General features: G+C 63.7%; 17 protein-coding genes and 1 pseudogene. 7 read left to right on the forward strand and 11 right to left on the reverse strand.

Features of this window, described 5'->3' with window-relative positions; genetic code table 11:
• Window positions 1-3 precede the first annotated feature (3 nt).
• From AC6RV7_RS02760 to AC6RV7_RS02775, 4 genes are all read right to left on the reverse strand, one after another.
• Complete coding sequence (locus tag AC6RV7_RS02760; RefSeq protein WP_500092372.1) at window positions 4-564, reverse strand: D-glycero-alpha-D-manno-heptose-1,7-bisphosphate 7-phosphatase; 561 nt, start codon at window positions 562-564, stop codon at window positions 4-6.
• A 214-nt stretch (window positions 565-778) separates the two neighbouring features.
• Window positions 779-1,888 (reverse strand): hypothetical protein, encoded by a 1,110-nt coding sequence (locus AC6RV7_RS02765; RefSeq protein WP_500092373.1) that lies wholly within the window; start codon window positions 1,886-1,888, stop codon window positions 779-781.
• A gap of 23 nt (window positions 1,889-1,911) precedes the next feature.
• Entirely contained in the window at window positions 1,912-5,304 is a 3,393-nt protein-coding gene (locus AC6RV7_RS02770) for a tetratricopeptide repeat protein (RefSeq protein WP_500092374.1), read from the reverse strand.
• 482 nt (window positions 5,305-5,786) lie between these two features.
• The gene (locus AC6RV7_RS02775) at window positions 5,787-5,984 is read right to left on the reverse strand and encodes a hypothetical protein (RefSeq protein ID WP_500092375.1); all 198 of its coding nucleotides are present in this window, start codon (window positions 5,982-5,984) and stop codon (window positions 5,787-5,789) included.
• Window positions 5,985-6,341: 357 nt separating this feature from the next.
• Between AC6RV7_RS02775 and AC6RV7_RS02780 the strand changes: the two are divergent.
• The 7 genes and pseudogenes from AC6RV7_RS02780 to AC6RV7_RS02810 form a co-directional block, all read left to right on the forward strand.
• Window positions 6,342-6,842, forward strand: a pseudogene (locus tag AC6RV7_RS02780) (glycosyltransferase family 2 protein); the annotation flags it as partial.
• Between the two features lie 450 nt (window positions 6,843-7,292).
• Window positions 7,293-8,420 carry a DegT/DnrJ/EryC1/StrS family aminotransferase gene (locus tag AC6RV7_RS02785; protein WP_500093006.1) on the forward strand — a complete coding sequence of 376 codons (1,128 nt, stop codon included), beginning with the start codon at window positions 7,293-7,295 and terminating at the stop codon, window positions 8,418-8,420.
• A gap of 23 nt (window positions 8,421-8,443) precedes the next feature.
• Window positions 8,444-9,715: an ATP-grasp domain-containing protein gene (locus tag AC6RV7_RS02790; protein ID WP_500092376.1), complete on the forward strand. Its 1,272-nt coding sequence runs from the start codon at window positions 8,444-8,446 to the stop codon at window positions 9,713-9,715.
• A 15-nt stretch (window positions 9,716-9,730) separates the two neighbouring features.
• Complete coding sequence (locus AC6RV7_RS02795) at window positions 9,731-10,519, forward strand: TylF/MycF/NovP-related O-methyltransferase (protein ID WP_500092377.1); 789 nt, start codon at window positions 9,731-9,733, stop codon at window positions 10,517-10,519.
• 23 nt (window positions 10,520-10,542) lie between these two features.
• On the forward strand, window positions 10,543-11,880 hold the full coding sequence (locus AC6RV7_RS02800) for a CDP-glycerol glycerophosphotransferase family protein (protein ID WP_500092378.1): 1,338 nt from the start codon (window positions 10,543-10,545) through the stop codon (window positions 11,878-11,880).
• Window positions 11,881-12,003: 123 nt separating this feature from the next.
• Window positions 12,004-13,137 carry an FkbM family methyltransferase gene (locus AC6RV7_RS02805; RefSeq protein ID WP_500092379.1) on the forward strand — a complete coding sequence of 378 codons (1,134 nt, stop codon included), beginning with the start codon at window positions 12,004-12,006 and terminating at the stop codon, window positions 13,135-13,137.
• A gap of 6 nt (window positions 13,138-13,143) precedes the next feature.
• Complete coding sequence (locus AC6RV7_RS02810; protein ID WP_500092380.1) at window positions 13,144-14,079, forward strand: glycoside hydrolase family protein; 936 nt, start codon at window positions 13,144-13,146, stop codon at window positions 14,077-14,079.
• A 78-nt stretch (window positions 14,080-14,157) separates the two neighbouring features.
• Here AC6RV7_RS02810 and AC6RV7_RS02815 read toward each other — a convergent pair whose 3' ends face one another.
• The 7 genes from AC6RV7_RS02815 to AC6RV7_RS02845 all read right to left on the reverse strand — a co-directional run bounded on the left by AC6RV7_RS02815 (window position 14,158) and on the right by AC6RV7_RS02845 (window position 26,444).
• Window positions 14,158-14,589, reverse strand: coding sequence for an adenylyltransferase/cytidyltransferase family protein (locus AC6RV7_RS02815; RefSeq protein ID WP_500092381.1), 432 nt, complete (start codon window positions 14,587-14,589; stop codon window positions 14,158-14,160).
• Between the two features lie 16 nt (window positions 14,590-14,605).
• Entirely contained in the window at window positions 14,606-17,725 is a 3,120-nt protein-coding gene (locus AC6RV7_RS02820; RefSeq protein ID WP_500092382.1) for a glycosyltransferase family protein, read from the reverse strand.
• A 10-nt stretch (window positions 17,726-17,735) separates the two neighbouring features.
• Complete coding sequence (locus tag AC6RV7_RS02825) at window positions 17,736-20,096, reverse strand: tetratricopeptide repeat protein (RefSeq protein ID WP_500092383.1); 2,361 nt, start codon at window positions 20,094-20,096, stop codon at window positions 17,736-17,738.
• A 146-nt stretch (window positions 20,097-20,242) separates the two neighbouring features.
• Window positions 20,243-22,162, reverse strand: coding sequence for an O-linked N-acetylglucosamine transferase, SPINDLY family protein (locus AC6RV7_RS02830; protein ID WP_500092384.1), 1,920 nt, complete (start codon window positions 22,160-22,162; stop codon window positions 20,243-20,245).
• Window positions 22,159-24,039 (reverse strand): O-linked N-acetylglucosamine transferase, SPINDLY family protein, encoded by a 1,881-nt coding sequence (locus tag AC6RV7_RS02835; protein WP_500092385.1) that lies wholly within the window; start codon window positions 24,037-24,039, stop codon window positions 22,159-22,161. Before AC6RV7_RS02835 ends, AC6RV7_RS02830 begins: the two co-directional genes overlap by 4 nt.
• 6 nt (window positions 24,040-24,045) lie before the next feature.
• Complete coding sequence (locus AC6RV7_RS02840; RefSeq protein WP_500092386.1) at window positions 24,046-24,546, reverse strand: tetratricopeptide repeat protein; 501 nt, start codon at window positions 24,544-24,546, stop codon at window positions 24,046-24,048.
• Window positions 24,543-26,444: an O-linked N-acetylglucosamine transferase, SPINDLY family protein gene (locus AC6RV7_RS02845; protein ID WP_500092387.1), complete on the reverse strand. Its 1,902-nt coding sequence runs from the start codon at window positions 26,442-26,444 to the stop codon at window positions 24,543-24,545. Before AC6RV7_RS02845 ends, AC6RV7_RS02840 begins: the two co-directional genes overlap by 4 nt.
• Between the last annotated feature and the right edge of the window lie 83 nt (window positions 26,445-26,527).

Consider the following 26,527-nt stretch of genomic DNA (forward strand, 5'->3'; position numbering starts at 1 on the left):
GTCCTACTTCGCTTCCGCGAGCAGGTGACGGACCGCGTCATCGAAGCGTTCGAACACCCGGTAAACATCCGCCAGTTTTGCCGCCGCGAGTTCCGCGCGCAGATCTTCGAGTCCGGTCGCCACGCCCACGCCACGCGTGCCCGCCCGCGCCGCCGTTTCCAAGTCGAGCCCGCGATCGCCGATATAGCACACCTCTTCCGGCCGAAGGTTGAAGTCTTTCAACACCTCGCGCGCGAACGCCGGCGACGGCTTGCGATAAACGCTCGCCTCGTCCGGCCGCTCCGGCGCGATGCAGATCCGCGCAAACGGCGTCCCGCCCAGCTCCAGCAGCTCAATCAGTCGATGGTTGCACGCATGCACCGCCTCCAACGGATACAACCCGCGGCCCACGCCCGACTGGTTGCTATGCAAAAAAAGTTTCAGCCCAGCCCGCTGCGCCGCGAGCAACCCCTCGCGCACGCCGGGCAGCAACTCCACCTGCGCCGGATCGGCGAGATACGGCACGTGCACGATGAGCGTGCCGTCGCGATCGAGGATGAGCGCTTTCAGTTTCGGAACAACCATGAGCGCTTCCGAGCAAATCGAACCGCGTCCTCCGCGCCAAGATCAGGAACCACGAAATACACGAAAGACACGAAAAGCATACCCGCCCACAGAATACACAGAACACACGGAAAATACCCGGATCCAAGATTCTGAATTCCGTGTTTTCCGTGTGTTCCGTGGGCTCCTCTGTCCGGGTCGATTTTCGTGTGTTTCGTGTCTTTCGTGGTTCCTCTCACCCAGCCGCCGCGATCGCTTCGGCCACGATTGTTCCGACCGTTTCGTGACGGTTGAAATGGTCATAGATCCGCCGGCGCTCTTCGTTCGACATCGCCAGGGCGCGCTCGCACTGCGTTGCGAGGTCTTTCAAATCCGCATGAGCGTAACGCGAGATCAGCGACGCGTCGTGCAGCTCCTGCAAGCGCCCGCCCGATTTCGAATCTTCGCTCACCGGCACCAGCCCCAGACAACCCGACCAGAACGGCCGGTCGGTGTGCGTCTTTGCCATCGCCGGCGTGGTGAACTTTCGACCTTCGGGACAGAAACCCACTTTGAACCGGTTGAGCGCATCGCGTTCGGCGACGGCTACCGAGTGATCGTGAAACGGGACGAAGCGGTCCTTGAAGGTCTTTCGCAAAAATTCGATCTGCCGCAGGCGATGCGGCGTGAGCCCGAGCTGCGACCCGAGGAAAACGATCTTCTCCTCCGGCGCTTCGTTGAACGGCACCGCGAACGGGACGACGTTCGCGACCCAGCTGCGATGAATCGTCCGGCAGCCCGGCTTCAGTTTGGCGCGGGCCTTTTCGTCGAGCGGCGATTCGTCGTGAATCAGCACATCGAGATGCGGCGCGATGTCGGAGAAGCACGGCATGAACCGGCTCGCCTCGTCGAAGGCATAGAACAGCAGCTTCACGCCCATTCGCGACAGCAGGGAGAACACCTTTCCCGCGTTCGCTCCGAGCGCCTGCGGCTGATGTCCCATGAGGATCAGCCAACGCTCCTCGGAGCGTTGTAGGGCGGGGACTCCCGGCGCCGCCGCGAGCGCCCTGGGTGTGCGCTCCGTCAGTTCGATCAACCCGCGCGTCCCGCAAACCCACGCGGGCAAAAACTCCATCCGCGGATGCTGCATCGCCGCAAAACATCGCAAATTCTCGCCATACCAGTCGCAGTCGAGCCGCGCCTTGCGCATGAGCGCCGCGTCCGCCGGATTCGCGACGAACGGAGCCAGCTCCAGCGCCCGCACGCGCTCCACATAGGCCGCCGCATCGTCGAGCGCGCCCGCCCAAGTATTGAAGAAGCAGATACGAACGAGACGCTTGCGACCCAAAAAAGTGCCAATGCTCATGACGCGAAGAAACAACTTTCGATTCAGAGCAGGGCTGCGGCCTCCTCGGTGGCGACCGTTCGCTCCAGCCGCGTTTCGAGAAGTCGTTTCACTTTGTTTCCTATCCCTTCTTCGCACACGCCCATGCGGCGGCGCAGTTCGGCGGCGCGCACCGCGCGGGCGTCCGCATCCTGGATCAGGGCCGGCACACGGTCGAAAAACTCTCGGATCTGCGTCTCGCTGGAGGCCCAGATCGTATGCTGGCGGACGTAATCCAGGTCGACCGCGTATTCGTGATGCGACACCGGACCGTTCGGATTATAGAGGTGACAGACAGGTTTGCCGGTGATGCCAAACTCCACGACCAGTGACACGCAATCCGAGATGATTGCGTCCGCTGCGGCCAGCAGCGGGAAATAGGCAGGCGACCGGTGATAGAAGACATTCGAATCGCGGCATTCCTGGATGAACGCTTCGGCTTCCTCGTGCGTCATGAATCCGCGATCTTCCATGGCCGAAAAAAACGTTGGATGCGGCCGAATCACGAACGCGAGGTCGGTCCGGCGCCGAAACTCCTCCAGCAGGAAGCGACGCCACCGCAGGAAGGTCGAATAGCTCGGACCGAAGCGCGTTCCGTTCAAACGCGTGTCGTGGTGCGGATTCCAGAGAATCAGCGGCCGCCCCCGCGCAAACGCGACCAACTCCGGGTCGGGCTGCACTTGATCGCGTCCCAATCGGTCGAACTTCGGATGGCCCGTGGCGATCACGTGGTGATTGCCCGCGGTGCAATGGTCTGCGAAGAGCGCGCGATGCGGCTCGGAACGCGCACACACCGCCCAGGCAAACTGCTGCAGCGGATAATTGAATTGATAGAGCACTTGCTCGAAGTTGCCCACCATTTCGATCGCGTAAGGCACGTAGCACAGCCGGTGACCGGCTCGAATAAGATCCGGCACCTGCCAGCCTTTGGGACGCGTGTTATCGTAGGGATTCTGGAGGAAAACCAGATCCGCGGGCGTCTCCAAGATCGGGAAACGCTCCCAATCGATGTGTGGGACCTTCTGATCTTTCAGGAATCCAAAGATCCAGTCCTGATTCTTCTGACTGGTGGAGCCGAACGTCGGGTGCTGCCACGGCAATGCCACGATGATGGTCTCCCAACGAGGATCGGCGGCGAAGGCCTCGTAGATCGTCGCCATGCAGGGCCAGGAGTGACCGTTCTGGACGACGAAAATTACCCGGCGGCGCTCGCTAAGTAGCGGCCGCGGTGTCACCACGTCTTTCGCCCCGCGGCGGCTGACGCTTCGCGCATACCAGAGCTGGGCTTCGTCGATGCGACCCTGACGCTTGATCGCATGGCCCAGCCATCGCAGCAGCCCGAGACTCTGCGGGGCACAGCGCAAACCCTCGCGGAAACTTTGCTCGGCCCGCTCGAATTCACCGAGCGCCATGAAGGTTTCACCGAGGCCGAACCAATCGTCGGTGTTTTCCGGATCCAGGCGCAGCGCCGCTTCGAAAGCTGGAACGGCATCCGGCATCATGCCACCGGAATTGCGGCGCGAGACGCCGAGCGCGTGCTGGTAGTCCCATCGGTGCGGGGCGAGCTCGACCGCGCGCGTCAAAGCCCGGAGCGCCTTCCCCCATTCGCGCCATACGCCGCCGTCGGTGGCGACGCGAATGCCAGCCAGCCCCTCGATGAAAAAAGCTTCGGCGCAGGCCGGATCCCCCGTGCGAATCTTGATCGCCGTCACATACGCGGTCCGCCAATCCTGCGCATCGTAGGACTGCCACGCACCAGCGATCGCTCGCGCGAGCAATTTTCGTCGCGCCCTGCGTCGAAATGCCGGATCGGCTAACAGCGCTATCCTTGATTCGCCGGCACTGATCTCACGGGCTTTCGCGAGCATCCGGTCCGCGAGGTCGTTGTTACCTCCTTCGATCGCGAGTTCCGCGAGGACCAGATACGCTTCCAGCGAGCGCGGATACTTGGCCGCCACCGAGCGAGCGCATTGCAGCGCCCCGGCCACGTCTCCGCTCTCCAGTAGCGAACGGGCCTTGCGGCCTTCAGCCTCTTCCGGCGCGCCCGCGTCCGCCGATGCCCGGAGAAAAAAACCAGCGCCGTCGGCCGGCATTTGAAGTCCATTCGAAGCGAGTCTTTGACGCAACGCCCCCAACTCTTCGATGGTAGCGTCCCAGATCCAGAGACGCTTCGCTGCGGCCGCCAACGTCGGCGTCAGCGTCGCCCGGTTCACCACCACCAAATCCGCCGAAACCACGGTGCGGTCGGGCGCGTTGGACTCGAGCACGATTCGGGGTAGCGCGCCGAGGAGGGGTTCGATCTCGGCCGGGACAGCAGCCGGGCAGACCACTCGGACTACCTCCAGCTCCGATTGCAGCCGTTGGAGTTCGCGTCGCGCCGCGATCAACCCGGTCGGTGCGCCGCTGCGGGCGGCGAAGAAGATCCGCCGGCTTTCCGGAAACGATACCGCGAACCGCGGCTCCGCGACGCCATCGAAAACGAGCCGCTCAAATGCGGCGCGCCGCTTTTGCTCGTTGAAATGTTGGTCGAACCACTGGGCGGCACGTTTACCGACCGCGTCCGCTTCCGCCGGGCAGTCTCGCCAATGCCTCGCCCGCTCCACTAGTTCGGCCGGTGAGCCATAGGTCACAAGCTCGGCTCCATCGCGCCAGAGCGCTTCCAGTTTGCACGCTTCCGGCAACCGATCGACCAGTATCGCCGACCCGACTGCCAAGCCGTGGAACAGCTCCAACCCGAGTTCGCCGGCATTGCTGGGCGCCACGACAAAGCGCGAACCGCCGAAATGCGTGAGCCATTCCCGGGGAGCGAAAGGCCGAAAGTCCGTCGCCAGCCCCGCGTCCGCGAGCGCACCGGCCAGCCGCTGTCGACGGTAGATCGCATTGCCCAGCCCATTCACGAGAGCAAAGCACGGCTCGCGCGAAGCCCGGCGCGCGGCTTTCACGACGTGGTCGCCGTGCGGGAACAGCAAGCCGGGAAACCAGAAAAGATTCTTCAGCCCCGCGGCATGGAAGAGGTCCACATCCTGTCGCGACGAGGTGATGACGATCCGATCGAAAGCCTGGGTGTTCGCGTAATCGATCAAGCGTCGCATCGCCGTCGCATTCAGCGGCACCTCGGCTACGATCAGCACCTTGGGCGTGGGCAGCGCCGGCAGCCCGTTGGGCCACGCGGCGGTGCTCGAATCATGGATGCACACGATCGCGTCGGGCAGCTGCTCGAGCGGAATCCGGGCGAGCAAGCCCGTGATGTCGTGAGTCGCACTCGGCGATCTCAAGGTGAGCACCCGCCCGTTGAGCGCCTCGTCCTGCAAGAACGGGCTGCTATTAACCTGTTCCTCCGCGAGCCGCGGGATGGCCAATCCGGAGGGAAGGTAGGAGGAGCAGACGAGAATGCACATAGGGCAACCTAGCGGAATCAGCGGGACGGAGGCGGAAGATGAGATCAGCCCGCCGGAAGCACGGGCCGAACCACCTGTAATTCCAGGCTGTTATCTAACTCATCAACAGGCGGATAAAATATTTTGACAATACCGGAGGACTGACTGCGGGATGCGACGCGTTCGCCCCAAGTGGCAAATTTTGCCCCCACTTTGATCCCACGAACCGGAGCTTGCCCACTTTCGCATCCGGCCCGCACCTCCTGCAAAGGGCGCGATGGGAGGTAGCGGTGCCTCCGAATCCAAGGCGGAATATTTTTCCCTCTCTCATGGCGGCACCAAAATATAAATTGCTAAAACTCTTTATATAAACCGTTAAACAAACGGCATCCTCACTTGGTATTGGATTAGCTTGGGCTCCAGCGCACGAGCGCGGCCACGCCGTTTCCATGACCCATACGCCTGTCACTCGCCTCTTCCCTCCCACGGCATCCACCGGCGTCTCATCGGTGAATATCGACTTGGTCATGCAGCTTCAGGCCCTCGCCCAGCAGCTCCGCACGCGCGACGATCGCGGGCAGCTCGCCGCAATCGAACAAATTGGAACGAAGCGGCTGTTCGAGCGCGACACACTCCTTACCGCCCTGCGCGTCGGCGGTGGCGACCTCGTCGCCTTCATTGCGGCGCTGGGTATCCGACATTCGGATTCACCGGACCGCCATCGAAGCATTCTTCGCACGTGCCGGAGCGCCGCCAACCCAAGCTCACCGAACGCGCCGGCCGACCGACGGGGCCTGCGCTCTCTTGCCGGCCAGATCGCAGCCGCCTTTGGGAATCCCGCGGATTCCGACCCGGTGCTCGAATCGATCGAACGTGCGATCGGCACCGTCGAATCGATCCACGCCGCCGAGCTGAAGCTGCAGCACGGGCAATGGCAACCGGCCCTGCATGCATTTGAGGCCTTGTTGGCGGAACTCGGACGAGGATCGCCCCGCCAGGTCTACGCCCACGCGGCGGAATGTCTGCACCGTCTCACGCGCTACGCGGAAGCGGAGGAAATGGCGCGCCGAGGTTTGGGAGCGGACTACGCCACCATCGCTCTCAAGCAGGAGCCGCGTTCCCAGGACGCCATTCTCGCTGCATGGAGTCACTCGACTGCGCCCCTGGTGAGCATCATCTGCACGACCTATAATCACGAACGCTACCTGGACACGACGATTCGCGGCTTCCTTACGCAGGAAACCTCCTTCCCCTTCGAAATCCTGATTCACGACGACGCGTCGACCGACGGCACCGCAAAAATTATTCGCGCATGGCAGTCGCGATATCCGGCGCTCATCCACGCGACGTTGCAGACGCAAAACCAGGTTTCGCGCGGCGTGCGGCCCGCCGAGTTGTTGTTGAAGCTCGCGCGCGGACGCTACGTGGCGATGTGCGAAGGCGACGACTACTGGATCCATCCGGGGAAGCTACAGAAGCAGATTGGGTTTCTCGAACAACATCCCGATTTCTCGTGCTGCGGGCATAACTACTATCTCTACAACGAAGCGCAGCTCAGCGTTCGCCGGTGGATTCAGACCGATACCGATCGGGTGCTGACGCGGCGGGAGTTGATGAATGTATCCCGCCTGATTTGGCTCCAGACGCTCGTCTTCCGAAAGACCTTTTCCGTGATGCCCGAAGAGCGCGCGCTTTCGCCGATCGGCGACCAGTTCCTCACCTCTTACCTCGGAACCCTGGGTCAGGGCGCCTACTTTGAGACCTTCGTCGGGTCGGTCCGCCGCGAAAACCCCTACAGCACCTGGACGCCACTTTCCGCGCAAAAAAAAGAAGCGGTTCGCGTGAAAACCTGGCTGGCGCTCGTTCGCCTACATGAGCGGCTTGGGAATCGGCAGGCCGTCACCGATCTTCGCCAGCGCATCGACGGGTCGGCGCTCGACCCTGAAGAAAAAAGCCGGCTCGTCGCGCAATTCCTCTCCGTGCCGTCCCTCCAGCCCTCGAACGACTCCATGCATAAACCCATCTTCGTTACCCAGCCCTACCTGCCGCCACTGGAGGAGTTTCTCCCTTACCTCGAATCGATCTGGGCCAGCAAGACGCTCACCAACGGCGGGCCGATGCATCAGCAGCTCGAGGCCGAGCTTTGTGAATATCTCGGAGTAAAACACATTTCGCTTTTTGCAAACGGCACGCTCGCACTTGTCACCGCACTCCAGGCCTTGCGCATCAGCGGCGAGGTCATCACCACGCCCTTCTCGTTCGTCGCCGGCACGCATTCGTTGCTCTGGAATGGCATCAAACCGGTCTTCGTCGACATCGATCCTGTCTCACTGAACCTCGATCCGAAGAAAATCGAGGCGGCGATCACGCCCCAGACCGCTGCGATCATGCCGGTGCACTGCTACGGCAATCCCTGCGAGGTCGATGCCATTCGCCAAATTGCCGACGACTACAATTTGAAGGTGATCTACGACGCCGCTCACGCGTTCGGCGTCACCTCGCGCGGCCAGAGCATCCTCAACCATGGCGACCTCTCCATCCTGAGTTTCCACGCCACAAAGGTCTTCAACACGTTCGAGGGCGGCGCGATCGTTTCGCCAGACGCCCGAACCAAGCAGCACATCGACCACCTGAAGAACTTCGGCTTCGTCAACGAGACCACCGTGGTGGCTGCCGGGATCAACGGCAAGATGAGCGAGATCAACGCGGCCTTCGGTCTCCTGCAACTCAAGCATCTCGGGCAGGCGGTCGCACGTCGCCGGCAAATCGATCAACTCTATCGTTCCCGCCTGCGCGGCGTGAGGGGCATCCATTGCGTCGAGCCGACCGGCCAGGAGACGGCGAATTATTCGTATTTTCCGATCCTGGTGCAGCCCGACTACCCGCTCACCCGCGATGAGCTCTACGAGTCGATGAAGGCTTATGGCATTCGGGGCCGCCGTTATTTCTATCCGCTCATCAGCAGCTTTCCGATGTATCGCGGTCTGCCAAGCGCGACGGCGGAGAATCTACCCGTCGCGACCCGCCTCGCGCTGCAGGTCATCTGCCTGCCGATGTTCCCGGCCATGACTGACCACGATGTCAACCGGGTCGTGTCGGTCATCGCCGCCGCGGAGAAGTGCGCCCTGGCTTCCTGACGCAGTTGCAAGGACATCCTGCCATGCGCCGCATCCTCGTCTTCCCCTGCGGGTCCGAAATCGGACTGGAGATTCACCGCTCGGTGCGGTTCTCACGCCATTTCGAACTCATCGGTGGATCCAGCGTCGAGGATCACGGACGATTCGTTTTCCATGACTATATCGGTGGCCTGCCGTTTCACACCGACCCGGATTTCGTGCCGCGCCTCAAGGACCTCGTCGCACAACAAAAAATCGATGCCATCTTTCCCACCATGGACGCGGTGGCGGCCACCTTGCAGGCGCACCGGACAGCGATCGGCTGCCGCATCGTTGGCAGCTCGCCGGAGACCACCGCCGTCTGCGCATCGAAAAGCGCGACCTACCATCGATTGAGCGGAGACCTTCCGACACCGCGGGTATTTGCGAGCGTCGACGAGGTTCCCGCCTTCCCGATTTTCATAAAACCAGACCGCGGTTACGGCACCCGCCATTGCCTGAAAGCAGATTCCGCTGCCGCGACCCGCTCGTTCCTCGAAGGGCATCGGGAATCGATGCTCCTGCAGGAATATCTGCCGGGACCGGAATGGACCATCGACTGTTTTTCCGATCGGCACGGACAACTGCGTTTCCACGCCGCACGCCGGCGTAATCGAATCAACAACGGTATCAGCGTCAACACGACACCGTGCTCGGAATTTGCCGCGGATTTCGCGCACTGGGCCGAAACGATCAACCGCCGGTTACGGCCACGAGGCGCCTGGTTCTTTCAGGCCAAGCAGCATGCCGATGGGCGGCCTCGGCTGTTGGAAGTCGCCGCCCGGTTCGGCGGGTCGTCGGGCATCTTCCGCTGCCTCGGAGTGAACTTCGCGCTGCTCAGCCTTTTCGATGCATTCGACCAGGACGTGGTGCTGGAGCCGAATCGCTACGAGATCGAACTGGATCGCGCCCTGACCAATCGCTACCGCATCGGTCTCCAGTTCTCCCAGGTTTTTGTGGATCTGGACGACTGCCTCCTGTTGGGAAAAAAGATCAACGCCACGCTCGTCGCATTCCTTTATCAGGCGGTGTCCGACGGAAAAAAAATCACCCTGCTGACGCGACATCGCGGCGACCTCGAACAAACGCTTAAGCACGCTCGCCTGAGCGCGTTGTTTGACCGGGTGCTGCATCTGAAAGCATCGGAGCCGAAATCTGCATTCATCGATTCTCGCGAATCGATCCTGATCGACGACTCCTTTGTCGAGCGTCAGGACGTCGCCCGCGTTGCCGGCATCGCGGTGTTCGCTCCCGACATGGTCGAAGCGCTGCTCTGAAGTCCCTTTCTTTATATGCAAACCGCCATTGCGCCTGTCTCGGCCGAGTTCCCCCGCAAGCACCTGGTCTCCTTCAAAACCGATGCCGCCAATTCTGCGCTCGCTGAATTGCGCCGCCTGACGGAGCAACTGCTCCCCTGCTTCGGCGATCAGTCGTGGACCCGCCACGCGATGGTGACGCAAAACGTCTCGGCGATTTCGCGCGTGCTTTATCTCGATCAGCTCTACCGCCAGATCGTGAACGTGCCCGGCGTCATCTGCGAGTTCGGCGTGCAATGGGGCGCCACACTCGCACAGCTCATCAATCTCCGCGCGATCCACGAACCCTTCAATCACAGCCGCACGATCTGCGGCTTCGATACGTTCGCCGGCTTTCCGTCGGTGCACGAGAAGGACGGCGGGACTTATCGCACGGGTGACATGGCCACCCTCGCCGGTTATGAGGAGTTGCTGGAACGAATCCTCTCCCTCATCGAATCCTTCCCGCCGCACTCGCACCTGAGAAAGTTCGAGCTGATCAAGGGCGACGCGTGCGAAACCGTCGACCGGTGGATGCACGACAATCCGCATGCCATCGTGTCGCTCTTGATCCTCGACATGGATCTCTATGAGCCGACCAAGGTCGTTCTCGAAAAAATCCGTCCCCGCCTGACCCGCGGGTCGGTGATCGCGTTCGATGAATTGAACTGCAAATTCTTCCCCGGCGAAACCCGAGCGCTCGCGGAGGTGTTTGGCCTCAACCAGGTGCGGCTGCAGCGCAGTCCGCTTCATCCCCACTGCGCCTGGATGACGTTTGAAGGCTAGGCCGAACGCGCACCATGCTCGTGATGCGATCGCTCTTTCCGGTTTTCCATGTGTTTTGGCGGCTGTTCGACCGGCTGGTGCCAAAACGTCCGGACTATTGGGCTTTCGCGACGCATCATCTTCACGGCGATCGCTTCGTCGAAAATCAGCGAGCCGTCTTCGAGCAAGTGAAGGCCGATCCGGCGATTCGAAAAGTGATCTTTTATCGCGGCGCCAAGCCGGATCTCCAGATCGAGGATGCAGTCCACTTCGAAATGGTGGAACACGGCTCCGCCCGTGGACTCCGGCTGCTCGCGCGCTGCAAGGTCGTTTTCCTCTCCCATTCGATCACGATGGATTTTTCGTTCCGGTGGCCCGACCGGCGATTCGCGATCCTGAAGCTGGACCTCAAGCGTCGCGTGGTGGTCAACCTCTGGCATGGCATTCCGCTGAAACGCCTCCTGCACGCCACGAATGAAGCGACGCGACAACGGACGGATAGAATCAAATATCGCTCCGAGGAACGGGCCCACTACGCCGGCCTCATCGCCTCCTCCGACGTCGACAGCTATGCGATGGCCGCGATGTTTTACCCGCTTCGCTACGGGCAGGTGTGGGTCACGGGTTTGCCGCGCAACGATTTTCTGCTTCAGGAAGAAACGCGGCTTCCCTCCTATATTCGAAAATCGATCCATCAAATCCGGGAGGTTTGCCGCGGCCGACGATTGGTGGTCTATGCCCCGACGTATCGACAAACCGCGATCAGCCCGGACGCTTACTACTACCAATTCTCCGCGGAAGAGATTTTGGAGCTGAAAACCGTGCTGCAGGCGCACCACGCCGTGCTCGGGTTTCGTCCGCACTACTTCCAAAACAGCGAGCAGACGTTCAATCTTGGCGCTTACGTGGATCACGAGACGATCCTGGATTTCTCGGCAGCCGTCATCCCGGAGTTTTCGGCGCTTGCCCGCGAATGCGCCGCGCTCGTGACCGACTACTCCAGCGTCTATATTGAAACGACCTTCCTCGGCAAACCGGCGATCTCGTTTGCCTACGACCTCGAGCACTATCAGCGCGAACAAGATGGGTTGCTGTATGCGCCGTCCCTGGCGTTTCCCGGGCCGGTCTGTCGCGATTTCAAAGAGGTCCTCTCCACGATGGATGCCGCACTCCGGGGGCCCGCCCGCTACGCCGAACAGGCGCAAACGGTCCGGACGCTTTTCTTCAGATACCGCGATGCGGAAAACAGCCAACGTGTCTGCGAGCGCGTGAAGGCTTGCCTCGGCGGGCAGGTTCCAGCCCCAGCCCAAAGCCTTCGCGTGAGCCAGACTGCGACGGTTGGCCTTTCGACCCGCGAAACTGCGCGAGCCGGGGCATCATAACGCCACCGCTGCGCCGGCCGAACCTCTACACTCTTCTTTCTGCATATCATCGCAGGTCCTCTCAACCGTCACTCAACCTCAGTCCGAAGGAGCACCATGAAACTTCTGGAAGATCTCGCCGCGATGCTTTCCGAAATCGGAGAGGCCGACCTCTATAAATTCTGCACCCTGTTCGAAAAATACAGTCCTCATCTCGGCGTCATCTCGTCGACGTTCTACGAGCAACTGGACAGTGAGGACCAGCGGCGCTTCCTGCTGTGGTTTTTGAAACGCTGGGCCAAGCTCGACCTCGTCAATGCGGTCGAAGCCGGACTTTACCGACAGAAAATTCAAACCGTGAAGGAAGAGCCGCGGCCCAGAATCAAACTCGACGGAAAAGAGTATCTGCTCCGCGATTTTTCATCTCAAGGCTGCCCATTTCAGCTTCTGGGCTACGACTGGTTCCTCGGCGTCCACGACATCTTCTACAATCAATACGAACACAAGGACGTCACCCTTTCGCCCGGCGACGTCATCATCGATGCGGGGGCCTTCATCGGCGACACAGCAGTGTTTTTTCATCACAAGCTCGCCGGCCAATGCGAGATCCACAGCTTCGAACTGCTGGACGAGAATATCGCGTTGATGCAGCACAATCTTCAGCGGAACGGCGTGTGCGACAGCCCGGCGAAGATCGTCATCAACAAAGTCGCGCTGACTGACGTCTCCGGCGGCGAGATCGTGATCTCGCCCGGCAAAAGCGAAGGCTCGACATCGATCTTCGGCACGGATGTTCGCGGAGAACGCGTCCCGACGATCACATTGGATGACTACGTGATTCAAAACCATCTCACTCGCGTCGACTTCATCAAGATGGACATCGAGGGCGCTGAACTCGCGGCCCTGGCTGGCGCGAGCCGGACGATCCAGCACTTTCAGCCCAAGCTCGCGATCTGCCTTTACCACAAATGGGATGACCCGATCACGATTCCCCGCTTCATCCGTTCGCTGGGCGTGGAGTACGCGTTCGCCTTCAAATGGGTGCAACTGAGCGATGGATGGGAAGCCGTCCTTCTTGCCACGCCAACAGGCAAACTGCCGCAACGCCGCACCGTGACGCCGTCGACCCCTGAAGCGTCGAGCGATTCACTCCAGAAAGCGATGACTGCACTTACGAAAGGCTACCTGAAGAAATCAGGGCAGGCCGACTCGCTCTGGCGGGAAAAACAACGGAACGCCAGAACCGGAGCTGATCCGGCCGCTCTCGTTTCGACCTAATTCTCTATGCTCTGGAAAAAAAAGGGACTGATCTACTGTGCGGACGGCCGTCACGGCTTCGACCGTTCGCACTGCCACAAGCCCACCCCGCTGCTGCTCGACGCAACAACGATCCGGGTGTTTTTCGGCGCGCGGGACGAAAAAAATGTCACTCGCACCACTTTTATCGACGTCGACGCCGGAGATCCGTCACGGATTAAGTACATTCACCCGCGTCCGGTGCTCGACACCGGAAAAATTGGCGCGTTTGACGACAGTGGCGTCAACGTGTGCTCGATCTGTCGTGATGGCGATCGACTCTACATGTATTTCATTGGCTGCAACGTCGGTACCACGGTCCATATGCGCAATGCCATCGGCGTCGCAGTGAGCACTGACGGTGGCCTTAATTTCGAGCGTCTCTATGACGGCGCCGTGCTGGATCGCTCCAAAGACGAGCCGTACTACAACGGTGCGGTCGAGGTCATCAAAGAAGGCAACCGCTGGCGCATGTGGTATACGTCCGGAACCGAGTGGAAGATCGTCAACCACCGTCCGGAAATCTGGTACCATATCAAATACGCCGAGTCGCAGAACGGCATCGACTGGGTGCGTAACAACACCAGCTGCATCCCGCCCGCGACCGAATTCGAAGCCACGGCGCGCCCGAACGTACTCAAAATCGGCGACCGATATCGCATGTGGTATTCGCGCCGCGACCTCGTGGACTTTCGCACGGATCGCAAGCACGCGTATCGCGGTGGTTACGCCGAGTCGACCGATGGCATTAACTGGCGGCGACAGGACGACGCATTCGGCTTCACAACCTCCGCAAGCGGCTGGGACTCCGATGCGATCGCCTACCCGTATTGTCTCCGAATCGACGACCGGCTGCTGATGTTTTACAATGGAAATGGATTCGGGAAATCCGGCTTCGGATATGCCGAGTCCCAGCTCGGCTGAGAACATGCCGTTTTCACGCAATCAGCCATCTCGCCGATCACGACGGGCCGCCTCACCTTGAGGCGAAAATCGAGACAATCACACCGCGATCTTGAGCGGCGGGAAGCCCGCGCCGCCTTTGATCGTTTCCTTGACGAAGGTCGTGGAGATTCCGTCGGTGCGCGGTAGATACACCACCTCGCAGTAGTCGCGCAGGTGATCGAATTTTCCCGCCCAATCGTGTCCCATGACGAAGACGGACGCCCCGTGCGTCACGATGTCGTTCGGCTTCTGCTCCCAGCAGGTCTCCGGGATGACTTCATCGACCATTTTCAACCGGCTCACGATTTCGAAGCGGTCATGGAACCCGTAGACGCACTTCTTGCCCTTCACCGCGTTGAACTCGTCCGTCGAGATCGCAACGAGCAGGTAATCGCCCAACGCGCGCGCCCGCTCCAGCAGCCGGATGTGGCCTACGTGCAGCAAATCGAAAGTTCCGTAAGTGATGACTTTGCGAGATGGGGCGTTCATGGGGAAGATGTCTCCTTTATCGGCCGGTCAGGGCGGCAATTAAGGCTGCGCGATCCTCTAACTGCTCTTCCCCCGGCCCGCGGGTATCCCCGGCAAGGGACGGCTCGCCAGTCTCCTCCGCCTGCAGTCGCGTTTCGATCGCCCGCTTGGCGGCAGTGCCGACGCCTTCGTCCGGCACATACATGAACTCGGGAATTTTGGCCCGACGCACCGCCGCATACGAATCCAAGCCGGCCTCCACCTCGTCGAGAAAGGCGCCGATCTGCTCCCCGGTCTCGGCCCGGGCACAGTACTCGAAAAACTCGCCGTCGGCATTGGTCGCCGGACCTTTGGGATTCTTCAGATAGAGCAACGGCTTACCCGTGACCGCGTATTCAAGAATGAACGACGACAAGTCCGAAATCATCGCGTCGGACCGCGCAAATACCGGCAGATACGATGGACTCTCGTCGATGAGGACGTTGCCCGCCGCCGCACAGTCCGCCCGGAATTCCTCGATCTGCTCCGGCGTCATGATTTCCCGCTGCAACATCGTGGGAAAGACCAGCGGATGCGGCCGAATGACGAACGCCATGTTCGGGCGCCGGGCGAATTCCTGCGGAAGGAATTTCCGCCAGCGATAGAAAGTCGAATACCCTTCCCCGAAGGGCGTCCCGTCGAGGCGAACGTCGAAATGCGCATTCCAGAACACCATCTTTCGTCCGCCCACAAATGCGTCCAACGCCGGATCGTGGACCGCCGCGAGCCGGCGCATGGCATCTACCTTCGGATGTCCCGTCACCACGACATGCGCGTTGCCGGTCAAGCAATGTTCCGCAAACATCGCGCGGTGTCGCTCGGAGCGCGCGAACATCATCCAGGCGAGTTGTTGGAGCGGAAGATTGAACAGGAACGTCAGGGTTTCCTGGCTGCCGCCGAGCTCGATCGCATACGACGCATACGCGATGCGCGGCACGGAACGCATGATCTCATGGGTGCGCCAGCCCTCGGGACGTGTAACGTCATAAGGATTCTGCAGGAAAACGACGTCAGCACAGCCAGGGGAGAGTCGGTAACGGCTCCAGTGGACGTAAGGAATGTTTTCCTTTTCCAGAAACGCGAAGACCGCATTCCGCTCCGCGTCGGTCGTATAGTAAGGATGGTTATACGGCAGGCCGACCACGGTGACTTCCCAGCCGGGATCTGAGGCGAACGCCTCGTGGATCGACGCGCAGCTGTTCCAGAACGGACCATGCTGCACCACGAACAGCACCCGCCGCTTCTGGGTTGCCGCCGGAACCGCAACGCTACCGGATCCGCCCACCGCGCGGGAGTGAAAAGCTAGAGCCTCCCCCAGCCTCCCGAGCCGCTTCAAAGCGTGACCGAGCCAAAGGGCCGCTTCTCCGTTCTGCGGCGTCACTGCGCGTGCGTGTTGGAATGCGTCCGCTGCCGCCGCGTATTCAGCCCGCGCGAACAAAGCCTGTCCCAAGACCAACCAGCCCGCGTCCAGCTTCGGATTCAGCTCCACCGCCCGATGCGCGGCAGCGAGCGCCTCGTCCGACTTCCCCGTGTGGAGCAGCTCTGCACCGCACTCCGCCCGCCATTCCGCCCGACGCGGTTCCAAATGGATCGCGAGCTTGAACGCGACGATCGCCCCGTCGTGCCGGTCGAGTCCGGCAAACGCGCGGCCGAGCACCCCGTAGGCTTCAGGGTTGCGTTGGTCGGCTTTGACCAAGGCTTCGGCAAGCGTGGCCGCCGCGGCGAAATCCCTGGCCGCGAGACGAGCCTTCACTTCCTGCAACAACACTCGCGGATCCGCCGTCGAGCTCGCAGGATGCCCGCGGATAAACACCGCCGGGTGACCGAGCATCGGCTCCAAGCCCTCCGCCCGCAGCATTTTGGCGAGCGCCTCGCGCTCGGCGTCTGCGCCGACCCACCACAGCCGGGCCGCACGCGACGCGATCGCCGGCGACACCGGCGCGCGGCCAGCAACCAACAAGTCGCAAGCTTTGTTCGCATCCGAAAATCGAATACGTGGAAGCGTCGCGAACAAATCCCGAACCTCGTTCGCCACCGTGACGTCCAGCTCCACCCCCACCCCTTCTTCGGTGCGATGGATCTCCTGTACCGCTTCATAAGCGGCAACGGCCGAACGCAGTTTTGTGAGATTGCCGCCGAACCACACGCGAGCGCCCCGCTCGAGCGAAAACTCCGGCCGCGTCCGGCCATCGAACACCAGCGCGCGAAACGCTTCGCGCCGCCGCCGCTCGCTGAAATGCTCGTCGAACCACTTCACTCCGGCGGCCCCGATCGCCGCCGTTTCGGACCGATGCGCCAAAGCGTGGGCGGCGCGTTCCGCGAGTTCCTCAGGCGAGCGGTAGGTGAGCATCTCGCGACCGTCGGCGAGCAACGCCGTGAGTCCCGACTCAGGCGCGAGGACATCCGTCAACAACGCCGCTCCGCTCGCGAGCACCTCGAACACGCGGAGATTCAGATCGCCGTTGAGGCTCGCATTGAAGCCGATGAGCGACGAGCCGTAGAACTTCAGCGCCGCCGCCTGTGGCAGCGGTTGCACGCGGAGCGGGAGCTTGCGCGCCGCCAGCGCGTCAGCCAGCCGCTGGCGCCGCGGATGATGCTTCCCGAGTTGCCCGACGAAGCCGATGTGCGGCGCGCGTGTCTTCTGCCGCGCCGCGCGCACCGCGTCGTCGCCATGCGGGAAGGTCAGTCCGGGAAACCAAAAGAGATTCTGCACTCCGGCCGCCTGAAAAAAACCCGCGTGGTGCCGGTCATACAACAACACCACCCGCGTATAGGGCTCGCTCGCCGCATAACGCAGCATTTGCGAGATCGGCTGCTGCAGATGATGCGTGTCCGCCACGAGCAGCACGCGCGGACACGAAAATTTCGCGAGCCCGCGCGGCGTGTTGCGCCAGCTCGAGTCCACGAGGCACACGACCACGTCGGGTTGCTGCTCCGGCGGCAGCTTTGCCGCAATCGCCGCGAGATCGTACTGACCGATCGGCGTCCGCAGCGAAACCCACCGGCCGTCCGGCGCCCGCTGGTCTTCCCAGTCCGACCCGCACACCACCTGCTCGTCGCCGAGCCGCGGCGGAGCCATGTAATGCGCGGGAGAACCTGTCGCGAAGAGGACGCGCATGATCGGCCGATCAGCAGCCCAGCCGCGCCGCCAGTCCCCGAATCTCAGGATGATCCGGCACGTTTTCCTTCAGAGCCTTCAACGCGTCCTGCGCGAGATCGAACACGCCCGCGCGCTCCGCCAGATCGATCAGCATCAACCACCCGTCCGCCTGCCGCGGATCGAGCCGCAAGCTCGTCTCCAAGGCCTGGATCGATGCCTCTTGCTGCCCGTTCTGCTGCAGCGCCTTCGCCAGATCCGCCCAACGGGCGGCATCCGCGTCGCTGGCTTCCACCGAAGCCAACAAATAAGTCACCGCCCGCGCTGTCCGTCCGCTGACCAGCAACGCTCGGCCAAGCAGTGCCCGCGCCGCCGCGGATCCGGGATCGAGCCGCAGCGCTCGTCGCGCTTCCTCTACGGCAGCCGCGCCATCTTCCGCCAGCAACGCCTCGCCGCGGACCAGATGGTTCTTCAACTCACCGCCCGAAACTCCCGCCGCGAGCGGTTCGCGCCGGGCGCGGAAACGCTCGTTGCCGAGCCGCACCACTTCGTCGAAGGCCGTCTCGAGCAGGTCGCCCAGCGCGTCGGCCGCCGCCAGTGCATCGAGCGGCCGGGGCAGCGCGCCGGCGCGTTCGCGAATCGCGTTCCGAAACGGATCCGCCTCGCCGGCATGGCTAGCCCGCTTGGCGGCAAGTTCGATCCACGCGTCCGCATCGCGAGCCACGAGTTCGTCCAGTTTCAGCGAACGAAGCAGGGCCGCGACCCGCCGGTCGCGCAACGTGTCCCCGGCCAGCGCCACCACCGGCACGCCCGCCTGCAGCGCTGCGAGCGCCAAGCTGTCATCGGAAATCGAATACAAGTCGAGCTGCACGTCGGCGACCGCCGCCAGGCGCTCGAAATCGGCCAGGCCCGGCAACGGTGCGGGCGAAAGGATCAAGCGGTCGCCCGCCACGCCGTGCGCCGCGAGCGCCCGGTCGAAGCCCGCCGCGATCGCCGCCAGCCGCGCCTCGTCCATCGGCCCATCGCCCATCCGCTGGAGCACCACCTGGCTGCCCGGCACGCGTTGCAGTAGCCGCGCCAGCAGATCCTGCGTTTCGGGCAACACGTTTTCCCAATCGCCGCCACTCACGAACAGCGCGCCCTCCGCGGGCAGCCCGAAATCGGCGCGGGTCACCGCTTCCGCCGCAACGTGCGGATCCAGACGCTCGAACGTCCGCGCCGGGCCGGGGACGACTCCCAAGCGCTCGGAGAACTCCGCCGCGAGGGTCGCCGGTTCCGCGTCCGCTCCGGTCACGAAAAGATCGATCGTGTTCAGCCCCGTCGTCGCCCCGTGACGCGCGCTCGTGACCGTTTGCAGCGGCGCAAGCCGGGTCGCCGCGAGCCGGGCGATCTCACCGGTCGATCCCGTGATTTCATCTTCAAAAACCAGCACATCGAGCGCGGCATCGGCCAGCATCAACTTCTGATCCTCGATGTCCGCCGGCAGCACTTGAAAACCCTGCGTCCGCTGGCGGGCGTGGTTCTCGTTGCGCGAATCCGTCGGCGTGAGCACGAACACACTCGTCTCGAACCGCTCTGGATCCAGCTCCGTGAAAAGCGCCAGCGTCGCCGTCGTGGCGACCGTTTCCTCGAATGAGGGCACCACGAATCCCACCCGCAGTTTCCGTCCTTCCCGCGGCAGCGGCGGATAGGCCGGCGCCGTCGCCTGCCGGCCCTGACGCAACATCACGCGTGCGTGCAATTCCGCCACGCGGCGCAAGCCCGAGCGGCTCAACTTTAAGCGCGGGAAATGCTCCTCCGGGCGATAATGGTTCAGAGCCGCGCGCACCACCGCCGAGCCGGGATTCATCTCCTTCCAGCGCGCCAGCGCCTCAAGGTGACGCTCCGAGTGCTGCAAAAATTCTTCCGCCTGCCCCGGCGCGACGAAACCCGACGGCACCGCAAACAGCCACGCCGCGTAGTCTTCGCTCAGCCAATCGGGAACGAGATCCAGCGTCGGCGCCGACGGACAATGCCACGCGGGAGCCAGCAACATCATCGCCACGATGCCTGGCCAGCCTTTCACCGATGGCGCTCCCGGCGGCAGCGTCGCCGCCAGGCGCGTCGGCACGTCGGTCGCACTCAGCTCGCGCGCCAGAGCCATCGCCTCCGCGACGTCCGGCGCCTTCGGCTGCCCGCGCTCCAGCTTCGCCACGCAGGCCGCTGCGGTCACCAGCGCGTCGACCGCCGTCCGCCATGACGCCTCGTCTTCGGGGCGGCTCAGCACGTGTGCGACGGCGGCGCGCGCCTGCTCGATCGCCGTTCCACCACCGTTCGCGGACTGCTCAGAATTGCCGTCCCTGACGGCCAAAATCTCGGGGCTCGGACTGGACGAAAGCGCAAGGGAAGTCATGGGACCCTCGTGATAGCAAGTTTCGGGCCGAGCCGATGAACACAGTTACAAGTTACCTAATTATAGTGGTTTAATGCTATTTTTTGAAACGGACTCCTCGGCTTTTCGCCCTGCCCGGCGCGATGGCGGCAGAAATTTCCCCGTGGTCAGGACACCGACGTCATACCCGCGCGCTCAGGGGTCGCCTGGTCACCCGCGGCTCCACCGCACCACCTTCGCCAGCACTCCCGCAGCGCCTCGCCAAAACGCCTCGCCTGCCCCGCGTGATCCATCAAGGCCGCCCCCTGCAATGCTTCACGCAAGGCACGGCTCGCGTCGTCCGTGCGCCGGCCCGCGGCGGCGACCCCGGCTGCGATCCGCGCATAATCCTCCGCGGTGTTGGCCACCCATTCGGCTCGGTCCACCGATGCCAGCAGGCTCGCGCCCACGCGCGACACGTGCCGGTCTCCCGCGAGCGTCACCACCGGCACGCCCATCCACAGCGCCTCACAGGTCGTCGTCGTGCCGTGATACGGATACGTATCCAGGGCCACATCGATGCGACGATACGCGCCCAGATGCGCCGCGAGACCCGCGATCCGGCCAAGCAACTCGACGCGTTCCGGCGCGATTCCGCAGCGGGCGAAGCGTTCGCGGCACCACGCCTGATTCGCCGGCGTGTCGAGTCCCTGCGATTTCAACAGCAGCCGTGCGTCCGGCACCGCCGCCAGGATCCGCGACCACAGCGTGAGCGTCGTGTCGCTCACCTTCGAAAAATTATTGAAACAGCCAAACGTCACCGGCCCCTCCGCCTCCCGCAACGGTTCCGGCGCGTCGCGCGGCGGTGCATACGCCCACGCCGTCGGCGCAAATCGCACCAGCCGCTCCGTGTGAAAGCGGTCCGCCTCGCCCGCCGGATCTGCGATCGCATCCGTGAAACGATAATCCATCTCCGCCAGCCCCGTCGTATCCGGATAACCGAGATACGTGATCTGCACCGGTGCGAGCCGGCGCGCAAACAGCGGCAGGCGATTGAACCCGGTATGACCGGCCAGATCGATGACGACGTCCGGCGCATCGGCTCGCATCGCCGCCTCAACCCGGCCGTCCGGCCAACCCGCCACGTGACGCCATTGTGCCGCCTGCGCCCGCAGCCGCTCCGACATAGCGTCCACGCGCGCGTGATCGTGATACAGGAAAATCTCGAACTGGGTCCGATCGAGTTGCGCCAGCAGCGGCTCCAGAAAATACGCGACCGAATGCGCCCGCAGGTCCGGCGACAAAAACGCCACACGCAGCCGCCGCTCCGGATCCGGCCGGTGCGCAAACTTCGGCGCGGGTGAAAGCTTCATCGCGTCGCGCACCGTGTGCCCGAAGGCCTGGTGTTCGCGCAGCAACGCTTCGCGCTCAATTCCGTCGAGATAGTGCAGACTCAACAGCCGCGCACTGCGCGCTTCATGATTCGCCGGGTGTTTCGCCAGCACCTCGTCATAAGCGGCGACCGCCTCGTCGACGCGATGCGCCTGCTGCAACGCCAGCGCGCGGCCCGTGAGTGCCTGCGCCTCGTCGGGATTGATCGCAAGGGCCCGGTCGAAACAAGCGACGCCTTCGTCCGGATTGCCCGACTGGGTCAACGCCACGCCGAGATTCGCCCACCCGTCCGCCGCGCGGGGCTGCAGCTCCGTCACCCGGCGAAAATGCGGCACCGCGGCGGCGAAACCTTCCAGTGCCGCCGCCAGCTCGCCGAGAGCGTAGTGGGCGTCGGCATTCGCCGGCTCAAGCGCCACGACGCGTCGGGCGGCGTCGCGCGCCTCCGCGTGACGGCCGGATTTCTTCAACGCCTCCGCCAGGCGCAACGCGCACGCCGCCGAGCACGGATTCAGTTGCAGCGCCCGAACGAGAAACCGGGCCGCGTCCTCGCAGCGCCCCTGCTGCAGCGCGAGGAAACCGGAAAGTTGAAACGCATCGAAGCTGCGCGGGGCCGCCGCGCGGGCGTGCGCATAGATCTTTTCCACCTCGTCCAGACGTCCGGCGCGATGACGCGTCAGGCCATCCTGCAGCAGATTCGCGAGCTGCGCTGGAGTCATCGCACGGCTTCGTTGCTGGCGCTCGCCGATCGCTCGCACTCGTTGACCCAACAGGCGCGCAACGCGGCGCCAAACCGCGCGGCCTGGCCGGCATGATCCAGCAGCGGCGAGCGCTGCATCGCCGTTCGCACGGATGCAGGATCGACCGGGTCAGCCGCGAGCTGCGCGGCGATTCGCACGTATTCATTTTCGTCCGACGCCACCCATTCGGGATGTCCGACGGCATGGAGCAGGCTCACGCCCACGCGCGCCGCGTGGCGATCGCCCGCGAGCGCCACCACCGGCACGCCCATCCACAGCGCCTCGCAGGTCGTGGTCGTGCCTTGATACGGGAATGGGTCGAGCGCCACGTCGACGCGTCGATAGAGCGCCAGATGCGCCGCGGGATCCGGCAGCCGTCCCACCAGTTCCAGCCGTTCCACGGGAAGTCCGGCGCGCCGAAAACGCGTCAGCCACCTGTCGCGGGTCGCGGATTCGCCCAAACCTTCGCCCTTGATCAACAGCCGCGACGCCGGCACCTCCGCGAGCACGCGGGCCCACAGCGCGAGCACCCGCTCCGTGATTTTCGCGAGATCGTTGAAGGACCCAAACGTCACGGGCCCGGGGAGGCGGCGCTCGCGCGGCATCGGCGCAGCGACCGGCGGCCGATACGACCACGCGACCGGCGCGAAGCGCACCAGTTGCTCGGTCGCGAATGGCTCCGCCTCACCCGGGGGATCCGCGATCGCGTCGCTGAAACGATAATCCATCGCCGCCACGCCCGTCGTATCCGGATATCCAAGATACGTGACCTGCACCGGCGCCACGCGACGCGCGAAGACCGGCAGGCGGTTGCACATGCCGGTGTGCCCGGCCAGATCGATCAGAATATCCGGCGCATCCGCGAGCAGCGTCGCCTCGACAGCCGCATTCGTTTGTCCAACCAGGTTGCGCCACCGCGCACCGCGCGATCGCAGCCGCGCCGACACCTCGTCTTCACGGAAGTGATCGTGATAAAGCCACACTTCGAACTCCCTTTCGTCGAGATACTCGAGCAGCGGTTCGAAAAAATACGCGCAGGAGTGCTCGCGCAGGTCCGGCGACCACACCGCCACTTTCAGCCGCCGCGCCGGATCGCGTTCATTCGCGAAAGTCCGTGACGGCGGTGCGCCTAGCATCCGGCCAAACGCCGCGTGCTCCTCGAAAAGCCGTTCGCGCGACAGGCCGTCCACGCACTGCAGCGCCATCAATCGGCAGCTCCGGGCTTCGGCATCGGCCGGCTCGGCCGTGAGCACGCGATCGTAATCCTCGATCGCCTCCGGAATTCGTTTCAACCGATGCAACACCTGCGCGCGCGCCAGCCGCGCGGACGCGAGATTCGCCTCGAGTGCCAGCGCTCGTTCCTGGCACGTCAGCGCCGCCTCGAGCTCTCCTTGCAGCGCGAGGGTCAGCCCGTAATTGCACCACAGGACGGCGCTGCGCGCCGACGCGGCCACCGCTTTTTGATGGCAGGCGACCGCCTCGGCGAGCCGGTCCTGCGTTTTCAAACAGTAAGCCAGTTGATCCCAGGCCTCGGCGGCGCGAGGATCGCGGGCGGTCACGCGGCGCAGCCGCTGCTCGGCATCCGCCGGGCGGCCCGCCGCCAGCAGCGCCGCGCCCAGTCGCATCTCGCAGACCGAAGACGACCGATCCAGCCGATGCGCTTTCTCCAACAGCTCGACCGCCTGCGCCGCGCGCCCCTGCTGATGCGCCAGCAATCCCGAAAGGTGCAGGGCGTCAAAATCGAGCGGCTTCGCCACGCGCACCTGTCGATACAGTGTCTCCGCCGCCTCGAGCCGACCGGCGCGATGCAGCGCCACGGCCTCTTGCAGAATCGATTGTCGCTTGGCGGGAGACATGAACGCTCAGGCCGTGATCGGGTTGGCGGCGAACGCCTCCGTGTTGACCAGTTCGTCGATCCGCTGCTGCAGATCCGCCCGACCGGGCGCGAGAGCCAGCGCGCGACGCAGGCACGCGATCGCCTCGGCCACCGGGTGGCCCAGCGCACAATGGACATTGGCGAGATTTTCCCACGCTTCGGGATACCCGCGATGTGCCGTCAGCGCCGTGCGCAGCGGTCGCTCCGCCTCTTCATAACGCCCCGCATCCGCGAGCGCCATGCCGAGGAAAAGTTTGCACTCCACCGAGCGCGGATCGAGGCGCTGCGCGCGCGAAAGAAACCCGATCGCCTCCTCCAGATGTCCACCGCGCTGAAACGCGAGCGCACCGGCAAGATACCAGCCATCGAACAACCGCGGCGCGGTCCGGCAGACCTGCGCATAGAGTCGGGCGGCTTCGTCGATCTGCCCGGCCTTGTGCTGGGCGAGTGCGGTGTCGAGGAGTTGGTGGATTTTTTTCGCGTTCATAAAGAGACCAGTGAAGAGGCCGGACGCGCGATATCCGCCGCCGGCTCGATCGCCGCCCGCCAGCACTCGCGCAGCGCCGCACCGAAACGCGCCGCCCGGCCGGCGTGATCGCACAGCGGCGAACGCGACATCCGCGAGCGCAGTTCGGCGCGCAACGTCGCCAGGCGATCCGCATCGCGGGCGAGCCGCAGCGCGATTTCAAGATATTCGTCCGGCGTCCGCGCCACCCAGTCGGCGCAACCGACCGCGCTCAACAACGACAGGCCCACGCGCGAGGCATGGCGATCGCCCAGCAGCGAGACCACCGGCACGCCCATCCACAACGCTTCGCACGTCGTCGTCGTGCCGTGATAGGGAAACATGTCGAGCGCCACGTCCACACGCCCATAAAGCGCGAGATGCGACGCGGTGTCCGGCGTATGCGCCAGCAGCTCGACGCGATCGCCCGCGAGACCCACGGCCTCCAGGCGACGCAGCAGCGGTTCACGCACCGCCGGTTCGGCCAACCCGCCGGCCTTGATCAAGAGGCGGGAATCCGGCAACTGCGCGAGCAGACGCGCCCACAGCCGCAGCATCGTATCGGTCGCCTTCGCGAAATTGTTGAACGAACCGAACGTCACACCGCCCCGCGTCAGGCACGGCGGCGGCACGGGCTCCGGCGCGCTCGCGGGGGGCAGATAACACCAGGCCACGTCCGCGAAGCGCACGAGTTTCTCCGTGTGAAACCGGTCCGCCTCGCCCGCCGGATCCGCGATCGCATCCGTGAAACGATAATCCATCGCCGGCACGCCCGTGGTGTTGGGATAGCCGAGATAGGAGATCTGCACCGGCGCCAATCTGCGGGCGAACAGCGGGAGCCGGTTCAGCCCGGTATGGCCGGCCAGGTCGACCAGGAGGTCCGGCGCGTCGGCGCGTATCGTTTTTTCCACGACATCGTCCGCCTGTCCGGCGAAGTGCCGCCAGAGTGCCGCCTTGGAACGCAGCGCCGCGGAAACGCGATCGACCACCGGGTGATCGTGATACAGCACGATCTCGAACGCGGCCGGATCGAGATGGCGCAACAACGGCTCCAGAAAATAGGCCACCGAATGCTCGCGCAGGTCCGGCGAAAGAAAAGCGACGCGCAGCCGCCGCGCGGGATCGTCCGCCCGGATCCGCCGCGGCGGCGCCGGCAGTTCGCGTCCGAAGGCCACATGCTCCGCCAGGATCTCCTCGCGGCTGCGCCCGTCGAGACAGTTGAGCACCATCAGCCGATAACTTCTCGCTTCGAGTTGCCGCGGATCGCGCGCGAGCACCGCCGCGAATTCCGCCTCCGCTTCAACCACGCGATGACATTTGTAGAGCGTCATGGCACGACCGGCTCTCGCCCGCAGATGGCCGGGATCGAGCTCGAGCGCGCGATCGAAACACGCGAGCGCCTCGGTCGGACCGCCTTGAAGGGCAAGGGTCGCGCCGAGCGCCTGCCAGCCCTGCGCGAAATCGGGCTTCAACTTCACGGCCAGCCGCTGCGCGTCGATGGCTTCTGCGATGCGCCCGCTCGTCTTCAACACCAGCGCCAGATGATGCCACGCCTCTGCGTGCCGCGGCACGGCCGCGACCACGCGTCGCAGGATCGCCTCGGCCTCCGCCGTCCGACCGCACGCGATATTCGCGACGGCAAGACCGAACGCCGTCTGGTGCGACGCCGGGCTGAGCTTCAACGCTTGTGCGAGCCAGCGCGTCGCCTCTTCCGTTTTCCCCGCCAGCAAGGCCGTCATGCCGGCCTGATGCCACGCCTGCACATCCGACGGCACGAGCGCGCACGCCCGTTGATAGCACGCTAGCGCGTCCGCCAAACGTCCTTTGCGGCGCCAGGCGTCACCTTCGGTTAACAGGTGTTGATGTCTAGCGGGCGGCATCCGATCGAAACCGCGGCTCGGAACGCCGCGAAGCTCCGGAATTCGCCACGATAAGTGTCAGGGGGCGGCTGTTCGTGCACATG

It is taken from the genome of Opitutus sp. sgz309028, assembly GCF_059821195.1.